Raw genomic sequence first — 17661 nt, forward strand, 5'->3', positions numbered from 1 at the left:
CAAGTGTTGCACTTCAATTTTAAATCGGGGAAATTTTTGAATTCCATCGTGATACATAAAATTCGCATCATCATTAAAATCAATGTCTTGAATACTTAATTGGTTTGCCACAACAGCGTAACCGTCGTCAGGAATTCGTTGAGCAACCCAATAATGTCCGCCACCGGTTTCCATATACCAGGCCTCATCATTATCTGCAAACAATATTCCATTACTCTCATTAGTACCAAACTGCTTAATAATTTCACCTAGTCGAGTAACGCCCTCGCGAGCAGTCTTAATATAAGGCAAAACAACAGTCACCATTGCTTCTTCGTTTAACCCGTCAGGGACAAGAGGGTCTGCAATTAAAACATTATTATTTGAGTACGCACTCTCAGTTGCACTCATCGCCACACCAAACTCATTGATCCCATCTTCTTCAAACAAGCCAAATTTATCGGTCCATTCTGGAGTCGCTGTGTATTTGGCACTGCTAGATGGTAAGTCAATCTCAAACTTATTATCTTTTGATTTGAAATGAGAACCCAGGTCATCACGCAAATGAATTTTCACATGCTTTGGCCAGGCTGCCTTTGCATCTTCATTGCGGCCAATCATTACGCTACCATCAAGGCTGGCCTTTTTACCAACCAGAATGCTCGTGCAAGCAGAATATTTTTTCATATTACACCAATTCCTTTTAATATTTATGGACCAATTTTACACGCCAAACAACAATTTTAGCAAACTATTCAATTGCTATTTGGCAATCAACTACTTTTTAAGTATAATGAACTGCAATAGATAAAAATGGAGGAATTGATATGCCACTAGTACACATTGACTTATTAGAAGGGCGTTCGGAAGAACAGCTAAAAGCCCTCGTTAAAGACGTTACAGAAGCTATCTCAAAGGACGCCAATGTTCCCGCAGAAAGAATCCATATTGTATTAAACGAAATGAAGCCAAATCGTTATAGTGTTGGCGGAACACTCAATAGTGATAAATAAGAGATATCTATTTGAAGTGATGACAGTATGAATGCGTAATTCATATTCGGTGATCATTACTTCTTTTTTTATTGAAATTTGGGGGAATCGGTGTGAGCAATCAGGTAGGAGCAAGCCAAGTTAATGATCAAGGACACTTACTAATCGGCGGCGTTGATACCGTTGATCTTGCTAAGTCGTACGGGACACCATTAATTGCTTACGATACTGCGAATATTAGGCAGCAAATTAGAGGATTTAAGAAGATATTTGATTCGGCTGGTGTAAATTATCAGATTAGTTATGCTAGTAAAGCATTTGCAACGGTTGCAATGTATCAACTAATTAATCAGGAAAATATTAACTGTGACGTTGTTTCAGCCGGCGAACTATACACAGCAATGAAAGCCGGCTTTCCAATGAATAAGGTCTCATTTCATGGGAACAATAAGTCGGTCGATGAACTAGCACTTGCTCTTGATCAGCGTATTGGGTGCATTATCATCGATAACTTTCACGAACTACACCTGCTGGACCAACTTACAACGGCTCGTAAGCAACACATTAACGTTATGCTTAGGGTCACTCCTGGGATCTCAGCCCACACTCATGAATACGTAATGACCGGTCAAGAGGACTCCAAGTTTGGCTTTGATATCAAAAGTGGCCAAGCAGATAGTGCTATTAAACAGGTGTTATCAGCCGAGTATCTTGATCCAATTGGTGCTCATTGCCACATTGGTTCACAAATATTTGCTACTGAAGGATTCATCATGGCCGCTCAAAAAATGATGGATCTAATTTTAAAGTGGCGTAATGAGTATAATTTTGATGCACCGGTGGTAAACTTAGGTGGCGGGTTTGGCATTCGATATACCGATGACGAAACTCCGCTGCATCCTGAAGAATTTAGTCAGGCTATTCTTGAAGAAATGAAAAAAATTGCATCAAAAAACCAAATTAACCTACCAGAAATTTGGATTGAGCCTGGTCGATCAATTGTTGGCAATGCAGGCACTTCTCTATATACAATTGGATCACACAAAGAGATTCCCGGTGTCCGTAAGTATGTCGCTGTTGATGGTGGTATGGGGGATAACATCCGTCCTGCATTGTACCAGGCCAAGTACGAAACAGTACTCGCAAACAAAATTAACGCCCCAGTAACACAAACGGTCTCAATTGCTGGCAAGTACTGCGAATCCGGAGATATGTTGGCATGGAATCAGGAATTACCGGATACCCATTCTGGTGATATTCTGGCCGTTTTGGATACTGGTGCTTACGGGTACTCCATGGCTAGCAATTACAATCGTAATCCACGTCCAGCTGTAGTATTTTGTGAAAATGGCAAATCACAATTAGTTGTTAAGAGAGAGCAACTTGAGGATTTAACTAGATTAGACGTGCCGTTAAATAATTAACACCGATCAATTTTGAGAGGATGACACATTTGAGTGATCAACAATACGTGATGGCTATTGATCAGGGAACAACCAGTTCTCGAGCAATTATTTTTGACCATCAAGGCAAAGAAGTCGCAAAGGCGCAGCATGAATTTACGCAATACTTTCCTGAACCCGGTTGGGTAGAACACGATGCATCTGAAATTTGGGATGGTGTTCAGAAAGTTATTTCTGACGTAATGATTCAATCAAAAATTCGACCATATAAGATTGCAGCGATTGGGATTACAAATCAACGTGAAACCACAGTTATTTGGGACCGCCATACTGGTAAACCAATCTACCATGCTGTTGTTTGGCAATCAAAACAGACTAGCGAAATTGCAGACGATTTAATTAACAACGGTTACCAAAAAATGATTCACGACAAAACAGGATTAGTCATAGATTCATATTTTTCTGCAACCAAAATTAAGTGGATTTTAGACCACGTTCCAGGATCTCGTGAGAAAGCGAAAAACGGGGATCTATTGTTTGGGACCATTGACTGTTGGCTTTTATGGAATCTAACCAATGGAAAGGTTCACGCAACTGATGTCACCAATGCTAGTCGGACAATGCTCTATAATATCCATCAACTTAATTGGGATCAAGACATCTTGGACCTGTTGGATATCCCGAAAGAAATGTTACCAGAAGTTCGCTCGTCATCAGAAATGTATGGTTACACTAGCGAATATCATTTTTATGGTGTTCAAATTCCAATTGCAGGCATTGCAGGTGATCAACAAGCCGCTTTATTTGGCCAAACCGCATTTGAAAAAGGTATGATTAAAAACACTTATGGTACTGGTGCATTTATAGTAATGAATACTGGCAAGGAACCCACATTGTCTGACAATGGTTTGCTAACAACGATTGCCTATGGCTTAAATGGAGAGATTAATTATGCTCTAGAGGGTAGTATATTCGTTGCCGGGTCAGCTGTTCAATGGTTACGTGATGGGCTAAAAATGATCGATCATGCTTCAGAATCTGAAAAATTAGCCGTTGACGCAAAAACAACAGGTGGTGTCTACGTTGTCCCTTCGTTTACAGGCCTAGGAGCCCCGTATTGGGACCAAGAAGTTCGTGGTTCAATGTTTGGACTAACAAGGGGAACAACTAAAAATCAGGTCATTAGAGCAACTCTTGAGGCCATTGCATTTCAAACAAGGGACGTGGTTGACACAATGGTCGCCGACACAAAATTGCCTTTAAAAGCACTAACGGTTAACGGTGGCGCATCTCGCAATAACTTTTTAATGCAATTCCAAGCAGATATTCTACAAACACCAATTCAAAGAGCAGAGATCGAAGAAACTACGGCACTTGGAGCGGCGTTTTTGGCAGGATTAGCAGTTGATTTCTGGCACGATCAAGATGAACTGGTCAAACTTAGTGAGTCAGGGTCCGAATTCACGCCAAAAATGCCAGTTGATAAATCCGAGAAAATTTACAAAGGGTGGACGCAAGCAATCAAAGCTACTCAAGCCTTCAGCCACTAACATAAAAAAGCGGGAAATAATTATCTTACTTTTCAGTAAAATAACTATTTCTCGCGTTTTAAGTTCGTGAAAGTTTATTAAACAGCATTTTGGGTTGGTACTTCAATATTAAAATATTTTTGTAGGTACCGTGCTAATCCGTCACTATCATTATCAAACTCAGTGACATCATCAGCAACGCTTTTAATCGAATCAATTGCGTTATTCATAGCAACTCCTCGCCCAGCATACTTTATCATTTCGGTGTCATTATCTTCATCACCAAAAGCGATAATATTGCTGCGATCGATATGATACTCTTTAGCGATATACTCGATTCCCTGGTCCTTATGAACACCCTTTGAAACGACCTCAAGAATACTGTGTGGTCCGCCCCAAACACGAATGTCCACGTCATTACCATAGTTTGCTTCAATTCGGTCAATTAAAGTTTGTTTTTGATCGGGCTGATATTGCAACGTTAAGGCTGTTGGATCGGAAGTTAAGTTATGGTGATTCAATACTTCATTTTCTGTCAAACTTGTTGGAAAGAAATCCTTCATCACATGGCTAGCTTGGTTAGCCCACAAATGAAGTTCGTTTTCAGCCGTCATGGTGTGGATGCCCAATTTTTGACGATTATCTAGCAGGTCAAGTGCAATATCCCGATCAACACTTCGCTGATATTCAAACTGCCATTCAGCGTGTGGAATATGCGTTAACGCACCATTGAAATTTACCATGGGAGTCTTCAACCCAATTTGGTCATAAAATTGACCTGAAATTCGGTAGGGACGTCCACAGTCACAATACTGATAATGTGACCATTGGCTGCTAATTGACGCAGTGTCATGATGGTATCCGGCGAAAGTTGCGATTGGTTATTCAGCGTGGTACCATCTAAATCGATTGCAATGAGGTGTTGATTCATTTTATTCAGTCACGTCCTTTAAACGAATTATTACAATAAAACACGTTATCATAAATTCTAACAAAACTCTAGCAATTTAAGCCATTTAAATTAATTATGTATAATACAAGCAAATTAATTGCATTGTACATAATCCCAATATATAGGAGATTAAGCTTTTGAAATTACCACAAGGTTTTATTAACAAATATCAGGAATTATTAGGGGACGAAGCAAACAATTTTTTTAAATCATTTGACCTTCCCAGTTTATCAGCTTACCGTGTCAATCCCAATAAAATGACAAAAAATCAACTTAACAATATAGATGATGAACCTGTACCATACTGTTCTACTGGTTTCTTTGGCAAAGTGAACGGCAAATCAATTCAACATACTAGTGGTCAAGTTTACAGTCAAGAACCATCAGCGATGTTTGTTGGAGAAGTTGTTGATGCTAAACCCGGAGAATATATCTTGGATTTGTGTGCTGCACCAGGAGGGAAAAGTACACATATTGCTGGTAAAATGGCAAATCAGGGTTTACTTGTTAGTAATGAAATTTTTAAAAACCGAGCCAAAATATTAAGCGAAAATATTGAGCGGTGGGGGTCCTCAAATACCGTTGTTACAAATGAGAGCCCAGATAAATTAGAATCTTTTTTCCCAGCCTTCTTTGATAAAATCCTAGTTGATGCACCATGTTCTGGTGAAGGAATGTTTCGTAAAGACCCCGATGCAATGCAATACTGGAATGAAAGTTACTCAAGTGAATGTGCAAATCGTCAACGTCATATTCTTGCATCGGCAGTAAAAATGTTGAAACCGGGGGGCAAATTAATTTATTCAACATGTACATTTGCACCAGAGGAAGATGAACAAATCATCAACTGGTTGCTAGACGAATATCCACAGTTTGAAATGACACCAATCAATAAATACCCGGGAATGGATGATGGCCGCAATGAATGGAGCAAGGGGTCTAATGATGTTTCAGATGCAGTTCGCTTATTCCCACATCACATCAAAGGTGAGGGACATTTCATCGCTCGTTTATCATGGAAAGCAGATTCTAGGAATCTAGACAAAAAAAATTACAAATTATTTAAGCCATCACGGTTAACGAAAGAACAGCAAACTCTGCTATCAGAATTTTTAAATGACACTATGCCTAACTACAGCATTAGAAACGTTGTTTTATTTGGTGATCGACTTTATGATATGCCCGATGGTATGCCATCAATTGACAAACTTAATATCACAAAACCAGGTATTGAAGTTGGCACTTTCAAAAAGAACAGATTTGAACCTGCAATTGGACTGGCTTTGTCAATCAATTCATCTGAAGTAAAGAACACAATCCAAATATCTCAAGATCAGTGGCGTCAATATGTTCACGGCGATGTCATTAAGGTAGATACAGAACATAAAAAGGGCTGGTATTTATTAACCTGTAATGGATATAGTATCTGCTTTGGAAAATTAGTTAATAACACTGTTAAAAATTTCTATCCTAAAGGTTTAAGATTCTAAGCACACAAAAAAGAGATCGAAAAATTCGATCTCTTTTTTAATTTATATATTTCTCTGATCAACATAGTTTTTCAAATTAGATGAAAGAACATAAGAACATTTAGATAATTCACTAAAATTATGACATCCGCATAAAAGTAATATTCTCTTAATTTCAAGCTTAAAGTTACTTATTTCTGTAGATAATGCATCCATGCCATCTGTGTTTAATATATTTAAAAAGTAGCCCGCAATACCAACACTTTGCGCGCCAAGGACACCACACTTGATAACATCCAGTGGTGACGTAATTCCGCCACCCGCAATGACGTTAATTTGGCTTTGAAAATGACGACTTTCTAGCAATGATTCTAAGGCCGTTTGACCCCAGCTAGCTAATGATGAAAAATCCAGATCATGATTCCGACGATTTTCAATCATCGCAAAATTTGTTCCACCACGGCCACTGACATTTATATTTTTAACACCAACATCAACCAACTGTTGGATGGTTTCATGACTCATGCCAAAACCAACTTCTTTGACAATCACAGGAATATCAACGTGACTAACAATTTCACTAATCTGGTTAACCCAGTCAAAAGATCTTTCACCTTCAGGCATAATGATCTCCTGAGCAGCATTTACGTGCAACTCTACAGCGTTAGCATTGATCATATTCACTGCTTCTTTAACCTGACTTACACTAGCTCCCGCACTTAAATTCGCAATTACAATTCCATTAGGATTTTCTTCACGAATTACCGAAAAACTATCAATGGCATCTGGATCCTTGAGTGCAATACTTTGAGAACCACATGCCATTGGTAATTGGTGTAGGGCAGCCATTTGGGCCAACTGACGATTAATTTTCTTAGATTGCTGACTGCCACCAGTCATTGCTTCAATATAGAATGGTGTTTCAGATGTAATAGAATCAGTCAGCATACTACTAAGGGTGACATCATCAATGCTAATCTCAGGTAAACTTTGATGAATAATTCTCAATTCTTCAAAAGGATTAACACTATGTGCGGTTTGATAATACTTTTCCGCAATTGATAGATGTTCATTTTTTCGATGAGCTTGTTGAGATTCCATATAAAATACCTCTACTGTTGTGTAACGTTTTGCTTGATTAAATGGACAGTAAGTTGCAATTGTTCAATTTTGTTATCATTCCACTGTGACAACATCCGATTCAAATTGGTTCCACCATCAATTAAAACAATGCCGCAGTCTCCACCACCAGCACCTGATGTTTTTGCTGCGCCACCAAAGCTTTCAGCAATCGAGCACATTTTAACAAGGGTAGGGGTTTCAATTTGAACTCCAGAAAAATCACTCAGTTTTTGTAACAATCCACGATTGTAACGAACTTCTGCTTGAATCTTTGCGATATTACCTTCATGAAAGCCGACAATCATTCTTTGAATGCAATCTCTGCTTTCCGTTAAAAATGTCTGATACTCAATTTGATCATGTACTTTTACCAACGATACTTTATCAACCAGTTTTGATGTTGACGCCGGCGAGCCAGTCCAGCCAATCACTAATTTTAAATTGTCAGGGGCGATTAGCTGTTCAATTTCTAGGTTGGGCCACTGTAAATCAATTAACTCGGGAAGCGGCAAGAAATGACGGCGTTCCGCTAACCATTGGCGGTCAAAAGAATGATAAGCAATCCAACCACCATATACCGAAGCCGCAATATCTCCAAGCGAACCGTTTCCCTGCACATCAAAGTGTGCAATAGCAGCCAATTTAAAAATCTGAGCTTGAGTGACATTGAGCTGATAAAATTCACAAAGGGCTTTAACAGTTGCAACTGTCACTGCGGCCGATGATCCCAGGCCATACTTTTTGCCATCTTCACTATCCAATTCACTGTCAATTCTTAAATGATAGACACGTAATTGACGATCCATTGAACGTGCATATTCTTCAGTAATTTTAATTGCAGACAAAATATAGTGAAAGGGATTATCACGGTTATCAAAAACCATTTCATCCCCCATACGACGCCAATGAAGGGAGTTTTCAGTGTATTGACGAGAAACAATACTACCGTAATCTTCACTTTCCTCAACGGTGCAAGTAACAAACTGGTTCAATGCTACGATAATTGCAGGAAATCCATTTTCTACGACGGCATATTCTCCAGCAATATATAATTTTCCAGGTGCTTTAGCGGTAATCAACAAAACATGTCCTTTCATTAACAATCAATATATTCAATTCCCGGTCCAGGGTGGGCGACAACTAATTGATCGCGTTTAAATTCAATTTGTAAAGCTTTTAAAATACGATCACGATTTTTTCGATCGTAAATCACTTTTACGTTAGGACCTGCATCCAAGGTATAATAGCAGTTTATACCCTGGTTACGCAAGTCATGTATTAGTTCAATCGTCTTTAACGTCTCAGAATTAAAATACGTAAAGCTGGGTTCTGCCGACATATTAAGCGCATGCATTCTCATTGCATTCAATTCAGCAATTTTACCAATTCGATTAATATCCTTGTTTTTAATGGCTTCCTTCATTAATCCCATGTCGTTCTGAACTACATCAATCCACGAAGCATAGTAGGGTGAAGTTGCAACAACGCTTTGCATTCCTGAACGACTCGAAACCTTTTTAATATTGGTATCCAAAAGAATCGCAATCATTTCAAGACCAAAATCGAGTTTTTCTTGAATCGGTTCTGCAAACGAGCTGACATCATCGTAACCGCGGTGCCACTCAACGAGTCCACCAAATATTGACCGAGTGGCTGATCCTGATCCACGTCTAGCAACACGTGATAATTCTTGCCGCGTTAGATCTAATCCCGCTGCTTTAGCGCCAGCAGCCGCCAACGCAGCAAATGCTGAAGCAGAAGAGGCCAATCCCGCGGAAATAGGTACATGATTTTTTGAACTGACGCTTGCATACTGTGTTACGCCACTTAAATCACGAATATGAGACATGAAATTTGTTAGTTTAACAAAATTTTTTTCATTAACCGGGTTGCCGTCAATTTTAAATTCATCATGTTCAAGATCATCACTAAATTCAACTGCAGTTGTCGTATAAAACTCATCTAGTGTAAGTGACAAGCTATCTGTGTATGGAATAATTAGGCCTGAATCCTTCTTACCCCAGTATTTAACCAACGCAATATTTGTATGGGCCTTAACTTTACCAATCATCTAATCCTCAAATCCTCCCGATAAAGGTTGTATCCAAGTAGCACTTGCTCCGGCCTCAACCATTTTAACAGCTAATAATTTTGCCGCAGATTCATTTGGCAGTAACACCAGAAAACAACCACCTCTGCCACCACCGGTAAGTTTGGCTCCCAAAGCACCTTCGTTCATGGCAACATCAATCAACGAGTCAATCGAGGGGTGACTTACAGATAAAGCCGATAAATCATGTTGGGCAAGCGTTAAACATTTTCCTAAAAGTGCAACCTCATTTTTTATTAAATGTTGTCTTGTTTCAGTTGTTAGTTGGCCGAGATGCGAAATTCGTTTAGTTGCTTTAGTGGAGTTATTCTCTAACTCTTGCTTTACAGCAGCTATTGCTTCTTTAGTTTGACCGTGAACACCAGTATCGACAATTAACAGTGTTCCATCAATATTCATGCTTAATGACTCATTTTGCTTACCTTTAACGTACCAAATTGGCTGAATTGAACTAACGGTTGCTGCATCGAGTCCACTTGGACTACGATGTGTTACCTGTTCCTCAACGTCAGCTAACTTAAGTAAGAGGTCCTGGTCTAGTGAGGTATCATAGTAGTCAAAAAAAGATTTAATGATCGCCACAGCAGTTGCAGCAGACGAACCCATGCCTCGTTCTGCCGGCAACATACTGGTAATACTGAGGTGCCAATAATCTTTTTCACCATTAAAATATCTAATCAGTCTATCTAATAGTTTTCTCACACCAGCCATTTGCTCAGGTAGTTCTGTAATTAATCCGTCAAAATAGCGACTATCAATTGTGCGGACAGGGGTCAGTGTCTCAGTCATCGTTGCCGTGCAAGTAACTCTTGAAAGCGGCAAAGCAATCGCTGGCTGGCCATAAACTACACTATGCTCACCAATCAATATTATTTTTGCGTGGCTGGTACCACTGCCTTTACGAACCATTTGAAATCCAACTTTCTAACTTCAAAATAAAAACCAGGCTTAATTATACCTTAAACACCGCGCAAACGTTACTTATTAAGGAAAAACTTATGCGGAGTTTAATATTCAGACCTGATTACTAATTTAAATTTAATTTTTCGGGTTAATTCAAAAATGGAAAAACACCACGACAAATAGTATCATATAAAATGTTTAATAAATAATAAAATGGTGAAGTAAATGAAAAGTTCAAAAATATACTCGGTTGTTGATTTAGAAACAACTGGTACAAGTTATAAAAACGGTGATCGCATCATTCAGGTTGGGTGTGTTCTCTTTTCAGATGGCAAAATGATTAATAAATTTGAATCTATTATTAATCCACAAACAAGTATTCCTCAAACAATTGAGCAATTAACTGGTATTACTAACCACGATGTTAAAAATGCGCCTCTCTTTGACGACATTGCTCCTACATTATTTAGTTTACTATCAGATACTGTTTTTGTTGCGCATAACGTTGGATTCGACTTTCCATTTTTAAATGCTGAAATGGAAAGAGCTGGCTATCCTTCACTTGATATCAAGGCAATAGACACAGTCACGCTGAGCCAAATTCTCTTACCAAATGAACCAAGCTTCAGATTACGCGATTTGACAAACTATCTTTCAATTGATCATGATTCACCACATACAGCTGATTCTGATGCGCAAGCTACTGGAGAATTATTGGTGCAGTTATTTGATAAACTACATCAGTTACCAACCACTACTTTGCAAAGCATCATTAAGCTACGACTATCCTTGCCTTATGACACAGACAATGTGTTTAAAAAGGAATTGGAAGAAAGATCATCTACAAATAAATTACCAAATAATTTAAACGTTGTAGGCGGTCTCGTTTTACAAAAACCTGTAAATTTTGAAATCGTTGAAAACAGATCCTCTGCTAAGTTTCCAAGGTCAAAAGCGGCTAAAATAAAGTCATACGGTCAATTTTTGTCATACCGTCCATCACAAGCAAAGATGATGAATGCAATCCATAATAATTATACTCATGATGATGTCAAAAACATGATCGTTGAAGCAGGAACCGGCACAGGTAAAACTTTAGGATACTTGCTACCAGCAATCTATTTAGCTTATCCGAATCAACGGATTATTGTCAGTACTGCAACCAATATTTTGCAAAAACAACTCAGTGCTACGGGAATTGGGCAGTTAAATAATATATTACCGTTTAAAATTAACAGCGTCGTGCTAAAAGGCAGCAGACATTACATTGACATTGCCAAATTCATGCACTCACTAAGCGTTATTGAAGACTCGAAACCAATTCAACTGGTGAAGGCTAAGTTGCTGGTCTGGTTAACTGAAACCAAAAGCGGCGATTTAGACGAACTTAATTTGAACAGTTACCGTTTGCCATATTTTAGCGAAATTAGACATGAAGGGATTTTAAGTCTTAACCAACAGAGCCGCTACTATGACGACGATTTCTTAGTTAGGCAACAAAAAGCTCTCAAGCATGCTAGCATTATTGTCGTTAACCATGCATATTTAGCATCCCATGCACAAGAACTAGGATCGAATATAGACAAACCATATCTTATTATTGATGAAGCTCAGCACCTCAGCGACAGTATTTTGAAACGCTCAAGACAGAAAATTGACTTTCCATTGATTAATGCCGCCATTCACATCATGCAGAGCTTGGTGAATGCTAATCATGACCGTAACTTAAGAAATGTCTTCAATGATTTGCCACTCGGCACGTACAATATTGATTTGCTCAGAAACGACTTACTTAATCTTGACGAGGCTTTTAAACAATTTGAGCAGGCCCTTTACCGTCAATTTATGCTCAACGTCAATACCAGCCGGGAACAGCAAATTATTGAAGAAACTATTGATAATCATAAATTGGCCAACATGCTACAGCCTGCGAATCGAATCTTAAGCGATTTAGAACAGTCACTAGGTAGTCTACATCTGCATTTTAATACTTTGTTCCGGATGTTTGAAAAAAATCAAATCCATTGGTTGACCAGTGATCGATATTTAGTGACTCAATTCCAGAGCCAGCTACTAATCATCACACAAGCCTATGATACATTGCATCACTTTAGCGAAGTTCTTCAAAAGCAACTTAATGAATCAGTCTTCTGGCTAACAGTCCACCAATCATCAGAAAAAAGTAACCTTCAATTAAGTGGTGGCCTGCTCACTACTAGTGGATTTCTTGCGGAACAAATATATCCATACTTTAAAAAGGCAACTTTTGTAGGTGCGACACTATTTTCTTCCGGCAGATCAAGGTACTTATATGATCAATTAGACATTAAGGCAGAGAAAACACGGGTTAAAAAATATCATTCACCATTTGATTTTGCCAACCAAGCATCATTAATGATTGCTAATGATGCACCAATTATCTCATCTGAAAATTATCGTGACTATATCAGTTATTTAAGTCAGACAATTTATCAAATTGCAAAAGATAATCCCCGTCAAACAATGATATTATTTAATTCATTACTAACAATCGAACAGGTATATAGTCAGCTACACAGCACTGACCTGTTTTTGCAACGTGATATTCTGGCTCAAGGCGTCACCGGTAATAAGGAAAAAATAATGAAACAATTTGTCACCGGCAGTCAATCCATTCTTCTTGGGGCATCAAGCTTTTGGGAGGGAATTGATTTGCCAAAGGATCAGTTGCAATTATTGATTATTACGCGACTACCATTTGATTTTCCAGACGCAATATTACAACGTGCTGAAAATAACTGGTTAAAACAAAATCATAAAAATCCATTTTATAGTTCTGCATTACCAAAAACGACGTTAAGAATAAGACAAGGAATTGGCCGATTAATCAGAACTCCAGATGATTATGGAGTGGCAATTATTCTAGATCGTCGAATTCATGAGCGGAAATATGGACAGTCTATTTTAAATACATTGCCCAGTGAATTACCCGTATCAAGCATACCAACGAGTGAAATATTATCAGAAACAAAAGCTTTCTTTAAAAAACATGATTAAAATATGTTGTGGCGGAGATGTCTGGTATAATAGCAGTCGATTAATTGAAAAGGGGACAAACATTTATGCAAAGCCGAAGAAACGAAAAACGGCGGCATCATCCAATTAGAATAACAATTGTGATCATTGTGCTGATTTTTCTTTGCGGTTGGACAATCTACGCAATTGGTAATCATCCGCGGCGTCAATCTGAGCAACAAGCAGTGTCAATGGCTAAAAAGTATGCCAATCTAAAACATGAAAAGAATTTCTATATCTACAATCGTGATAAGACATACTATACCGTCACTGGAACTAATAAAAATAATCAATCAATATTAGTAATTATTGCTAAAACTGGCGGAAAAATTAGGGTTCTTAAACAAAAGGATGGTATCACGAAGAACCAAGCATTGACTAAAATCTGGAACAACAGAAAACCAAAAAAGGTTCTCAAGATAGCACCAGGTATATTCAATAATCAAGCTATCTGGGAAATTACTTATCTGAATAAGCAGGGCAATCTATGCTATGAATTACTGAGCTTCAAGAATGGTAAAGTAGTTCAAAGAATTGACAACTTATAATTGAATGGAGGAGTTATTGTTGGAAACCATTAACATTATTGATGCACCAAAGCATGTTAATGAAACAGTAAAAATCGGTGTCTGGCTGACGGACAAGCGTTCCAGTGGAAAAATTGCATTCTTGCAATTACGCGATGGTACAGCATTTTTCCAAGGAGTTGTTTTAAAAAATATTGTTGGTGAAGATGTTTTTGATGAAGCAAAACATTTACGTCAAGAATCGAGTTTTTGGATCACCGGTGAAATTCATGAAGATACTCGTTCAAAGTTTGGTTATGAAATTCAAGTTCAAAGTATTGAATTAATAGGGACCAGTGAAGAATATCCAATTACGCCTAAAGATCATGGCATAGACTTTTTGTTAGATCATCGCCATCTGTGGTTGCGTTCGAGCAGACCACATGCAATTTTAACAATTAGAAATGAAGTAATTCGGGCGACGTACGAATTCTTTAACAAAGAAGGATTCACAAAAATAGATGCGCCAATCTTAACAGGTAATGCACCGGAAGGAACCACGGACTTATTCCATACTGAATACTTCGACCATGATGCTTACTTATCGCAGAGTGGTCAATTGTACGAAGAAGCTGGTGCGTTAGCATTCAACAAAGTCTTTTCATTTGGGCCAACATTCAGAGCCGAAAAATCTAAAACTCGTCGTCACTTGATTGAGTTCTGGATGATTGAACCAGAAATGGCATTCATGCATCAAGAAGAAAGTCTGGAAGTTCAAGAAAATTATGTCGCATTTCTTGTTCAAAACGTGATTGATCATTGTGCTAGCTCTTTAGAAATACTTAACCGTGACGTTGAATTACTAAAAAAATACACAAAAACTCCTTACCCTCGAATCAGCTATGACGAAGCAATCGAGATGCTCAATAAGGGGGGTATCCCGGCTAAGTGGGGTGACGACTTTGGATCACCAGAAGAGACGTACTTGGCAGATCAGTTTGAACAACCAGTATTCATTTTGAACTATCCAAAAGCGATCAAGCCATTCTACATGAAGCCACATCCAACTCGAGACGACGTGGTAATTTGTGCCGATTTATTGGCACCTGAGGGTTATGGTGAAATAATTGGTGGATCAGAACGTGCCGTAGATTATGATTATTTGTTACAACAAATCAAATCTGCTGGATTGAACCCAGCAGATTATGAATGGTATTTAGATCTACGCAAATATGGCTCAGTACCACATTCTGGATTTGGGCTGGGCCTGGAACGTTTCTTAACATGGGTTACAGGTGAAGACCATGTTCGTGAAACTATTCCGTTCCCTAGACTTTTGAACCGCATTTATCCATAATTCTGAGTATTGGGGGCTTAACTAATGAATGATCAATTTATTAACTCTTATTTGTCAGCCGGTCAAACCGTAATTAGCAATCTAGTCCTCAGAAACTACCATAAAATTGGTATGTCCAGCAGTGAGCTAATGGTCTATTTTCAACTTAAATCCTACATTGACCAAGGTATTCCGGCTCCTGATATTAGTAAAATTGCCAATAATCTTGGTACAGACACTAATCAAGTATATGAATTAATGCATAAAATGATTCAAGGAAATTTGATGACACATGAAACAAAAATTGATAGTAATGGAAAACAAACTGACTACTACGATTTTGCGATTTTAGCTAAAAAGATGGTTAACCTGATAGATCAAGAAAATACGGACTCAAGTGAAGAAAGTAAAAAATCTGATCGAGAACAGGTATTCAATAAAATAGAAGTTGAATTTGGTCGTCCTCTTTCACCGATTGAGTTTGAAACAATTGCAAAATGGATGGATGAAGATCATTATTCCGCACAGATAATCGAAATGTCTCTTCAAGAGGCCGTTCTCAATCAGGCGTGGAATTTGAAATACATGGATCGAATCCTGAGAAGCTGGGAAAAACAGCATATCACAACACCACAGCAAGTGGATAAATTACGGCAAGACCATCTTGACCAACAAGCACCAATTTCTAAATCCAGTGGTCACAACAAAATCAAAAAGGGACCAAATATTCCACTGTTTAAAATTACTGATAATTAAAAAAAGCCGAAGAAGCGTGTTTGTAAACACAAACTAGCTTCTCGGGCTTTTTTTGAGCTTTCAACGTGTCATCTGATATTGGCTAGTGTATGCTGTGTTTAGCAACAAATGAAAGGGGTTTTAAAAATTGGCAAATAATTTTGATTACGATGTCGTAGTAATTGGTGCCGGACCTGGGGGACTAGCCGCAGCATATACTCTATCATCAAGTAAAAAAGTATTAGTAATTGAAAATAACCTGTGGGGTGGTACATGTCCTAATTTCGGTTGTGACCCTAAAAAAATGTTATATAGTGTCGTTGAATCTAAACGTCAAGCAAATCAATATGATGAGAACGGATTACGGGGAACATCAGAAGTATCAGTTGACTGGCCATCAATGATAAAATTCAAACAAAGTTATACTGATAAAATACCTGGCGGAACCGAATCTGGATTAGCTAGTTCAAACATCGACCATGTTTATGGGACTGCTCAATTTATCGATCAACATACGGTGCTGGTTGACAATAATAAGTACCAAAGTAAACAGTTTATCATTGCGACTGGCGCTAAACCATCTATTCCGGAGATCCCTGGTGCCGAACTTTTTGATACTAGTACTGAATTTCTAGCAATGCCATCTAAGCCTGACAGTATCGGAATTGTTGGTGCCGGATATGTGGCAATCGAAATTGCCAATATTGCTATTGAATCAGGAATTAAGGTGGATATATTCCAGCATAACGACAGAATATTAAGCGGATTTCCTGCGGAGTTTACTGGTAAACTCGCTGAATTATTAGAGAAAAAGGGAGTTACTTTTCACTGGAATTCTTCCGTCAGCCAGTTACAGGGTACACCTGATGGATCAATAACCTTAAGTACTAATGATCAACAAACATATACGTTTAATCACGTGTTTGCTGCTGTTGGTCGAGGTGCTAACATTGAATCTCTTCATTTGGATAAAGCTGGTGTTCAATCGAATCATGGTGGAGTTATCGTCAATCAGTATCAGCAATCAACTGCCAACAATATTTTTGCTATTGGAGATGCTGTCAGCAAAAGCATCCCCAAACTAACCCCGGTTGCTAGTTACGAGGGACGTTATGTTGCTGACTTCATTTTAGAACGTAAGACTGATCCAATTATTTTTCCTGCAATTCCACACACAGTGTTTGCAGGACCTGAACTTTCCCAAGTTGGTGTAACTTTGAATGAGGCCAAAGATGATCCACAAAAGTATCAGATAAAGAATCAATCTGTTGGCTCTTGGTATTCATACCATCGAGTTTTAGACGATAGTGCACAAATAGCAACTATCACGGACGGTGAACAAGGTACCCTAGTTGGAGCTGTTGTATTATCTTCAAATGCAGAAGAGTTAATTAATTACTTTACTGAAATGATCAACGATCGCAAGGGTGCTAAGAATCTACCTGATCAGATTCCGGTTTACCCGAGTGCCGCAAGCGATTTATCTTATTTGATGTAATTTTTCTACAAATAAAAAGGCTGAGCAATATGCTCAGCCTTTTGGGTTCTACAATATTTGGTACTGATAGATT

At 38.3% G+C, this 17661-nt stretch carries 14 protein-coding genes and 1 pseudogene; 9 read left to right on the forward strand and 6 right to left on the reverse strand.

What is annotated here, in order from left to right; translation table 11 throughout:
- On the reverse strand, positions 1–666 hold a 666-nt coding region (locus FD16_RS11340), incomplete at its 3' end, for a C69 family dipeptidase (RefSeq protein ID WP_156403256.1).
- A gap of 140 nt (positions 667–806) precedes the next feature.
- Between FD16_RS11340 and FD16_RS11345 the strand changes: the two genes are divergently transcribed.
- From FD16_RS11345 to glpK, 3 genes are all read left to right on the forward strand, one after another.
- Positions 807–992, forward strand: a complete 186-nt coding sequence (locus tag FD16_RS11345; RefSeq protein WP_010622145.1) for a 2-hydroxymuconate tautomerase — start codon at positions 807–809, stop codon at positions 990–992.
- Positions 993–1084: 92 nt separating this feature from the next.
- Positions 1085–2395 (forward strand): diaminopimelate decarboxylase, encoded by a 1311-nt coding sequence (lysA, locus tag FD16_RS11350; protein WP_010622146.1) that lies wholly within the window; start codon positions 1085–1087, stop codon positions 2393–2395.
- A gap of 29 nt (positions 2396–2424) precedes the next feature.
- On the forward strand, positions 2425–3924 hold the full coding sequence (gene glpK, locus FD16_RS11355; protein ID WP_010622147.1) for a glycerol kinase GlpK: 1500 nt from the start codon (positions 2425–2427) through the stop codon (positions 3922–3924).
- 77 nt (positions 3925–4001) lie between these two features.
- Here the strand turns inward: glpK and FD16_RS11360 are convergent.
- Positions 4002–4834 (reverse strand): annotated as a pseudogene (locus FD16_RS11360) (Cof-type HAD-IIB family hydrolase).
- Between the two features lie 158 nt (positions 4835–4992).
- On the opposite strand from FD16_RS11360, the gene FD16_RS11365 reads away from it, so the two are divergent.
- The gene (locus tag FD16_RS11365; RefSeq protein WP_010622148.1) at positions 4993–6345 is read left to right on the forward strand and encodes an RsmF rRNA methyltransferase first C-terminal domain-containing protein; all 1353 of its coding nucleotides are present in this window, start codon (positions 4993–4995) and stop codon (positions 6343–6345) included.
- Positions 6346–6387: 42 nt separating this feature from the next.
- Here the strand turns inward: FD16_RS11365 and fni are convergent, their stop codons facing one another.
- Genes fni through mvk form a run of 4 tightly spaced genes read right to left on the reverse strand, consistent with a single transcriptional unit; the run spans position 6388 to position 10465 of the window.
- On the reverse strand, positions 6388–7425 hold the full coding sequence (fni, locus tag FD16_RS11370; RefSeq protein ID WP_010622149.1) for a type 2 isopentenyl-diphosphate Delta-isomerase: 1038 nt from the start codon (positions 7423–7425) through the stop codon (positions 6388–6390).
- Between the two features lie 11 nt (positions 7426–7436).
- Positions 7437–8525, reverse strand: a complete 1089-nt coding sequence (locus FD16_RS11375) for a phosphomevalonate kinase (RefSeq protein WP_029508369.1) — start codon at positions 8523–8525, stop codon at positions 7437–7439.
- Between the two features lie 17 nt (positions 8526–8542).
- Positions 8543–9517: a diphosphomevalonate decarboxylase gene (mvaD, locus tag FD16_RS11380; RefSeq protein ID WP_010622151.1), complete on the reverse strand. Its 975-nt coding sequence runs from the start codon at positions 9515–9517 to the stop codon at positions 8543–8545.
- Positions 9518–10465 (reverse strand): mevalonate kinase, encoded by a 948-nt coding sequence (gene mvk, locus FD16_RS11385; RefSeq protein ID WP_010622152.1) that lies wholly within the window; start codon positions 10463–10465, stop codon positions 9518–9520.
- Positions 10466–10684: 219 nt separating this feature from the next.
- Here mvk and FD16_RS11390 point away from each other — a divergent pair, with 219 nt between their 5' ends.
- From FD16_RS11390 to FD16_RS11410, 5 genes are all read left to right on the forward strand, one after another.
- The gene (locus tag FD16_RS11390) at positions 10685–13495 is read left to right on the forward strand and encodes a helicase C-terminal domain-containing protein (RefSeq protein WP_010622153.1); all 2811 of its coding nucleotides are present in this window, start codon (positions 10685–10687) and stop codon (positions 13493–13495) included.
- Between the two features lie 65 nt (positions 13496–13560).
- Positions 13561–14061 (forward strand): cell wall elongation regulator TseB-like domain-containing protein, encoded by a 501-nt coding sequence (locus FD16_RS11395; RefSeq protein WP_010622154.1) that lies wholly within the window; start codon positions 13561–13563, stop codon positions 14059–14061.
- A 19-nt stretch (positions 14062–14080) separates the two neighbouring features.
- Entirely contained in the window at positions 14081–15376 is a 1296-nt protein-coding gene (gene asnS / locus FD16_RS11400) for an asparagine--tRNA ligase (protein ID WP_010622155.1), read from the forward strand.
- 24 nt (positions 15377–15400) lie between these two features.
- Positions 15401–16111, forward strand: coding sequence for a DnaD domain-containing protein (locus FD16_RS11405; protein ID WP_010622156.1), 711 nt, complete (start codon positions 15401–15403; stop codon positions 16109–16111).
- Between the two features lie 127 nt (positions 16112–16238).
- Positions 16239–17588, forward strand: coding sequence for a dihydrolipoyl dehydrogenase family protein (locus FD16_RS11410; protein ID WP_010622157.1), 1350 nt, complete (start codon positions 16239–16241; stop codon positions 17586–17588).
- The last annotated feature ends 73 nt before the right edge of the window (positions 17589–17661 follow it).

It is taken from the genome of Paucilactobacillus suebicus DSM 5007 = KCTC 3549 (assembly GCF_001434475.1).
GTDB classification, from domain to species: Bacteria; Bacillota; Bacilli; order Lactobacillales; family Lactobacillaceae; genus Paucilactobacillus; species Paucilactobacillus suebicus.

Excerpts from the sequence above, each read along its gene's own strand:
- FD16_RS11345 (WP_010622145.1), top strand. The coding sequence starts at position 807 with ATGCCACTAGTACACATTGACTTATTAGAAGGGCGTTCGGAAGAACAG.
- mvk (WP_010622152.1), bottom strand. The coding sequence starts at position 10,465 with ATGGTTCGTAAAGGCAGTGGTACCAGCCACGCAAAAATAATATTGATT.
- FD16_RS11390 (WP_010622153.1), top strand. The coding sequence starts at position 10,685 with ATGAAAAGTTCAAAAATATACTCGGTTGTTGATTTAGAAACAACTGGT.
- fni (WP_010622149.1), bottom strand. The coding sequence starts at position 7,425 with ATGGAATCTCAACAAGCTCATCGAAAAAATGAACATCTATCAATTGCG.
- FD16_RS11405 (WP_010622156.1), top strand. The coding sequence starts at position 15,401 with ATGAATGATCAATTTATTAACTCTTATTTGTCAGCCGGTCAAACCGTA.
- mvaD (WP_010622151.1), bottom strand. The coding sequence starts at position 9,517 with ATGATTGGTAAAGTTAAGGCCCATACAAATATTGCGTTGGTTAAATAC.
- FD16_RS11395 (WP_010622154.1), top strand. The coding sequence starts at position 13,561 with ATGCAAAGCCGAAGAAACGAAAAACGGCGGCATCATCCAATTAGAATA.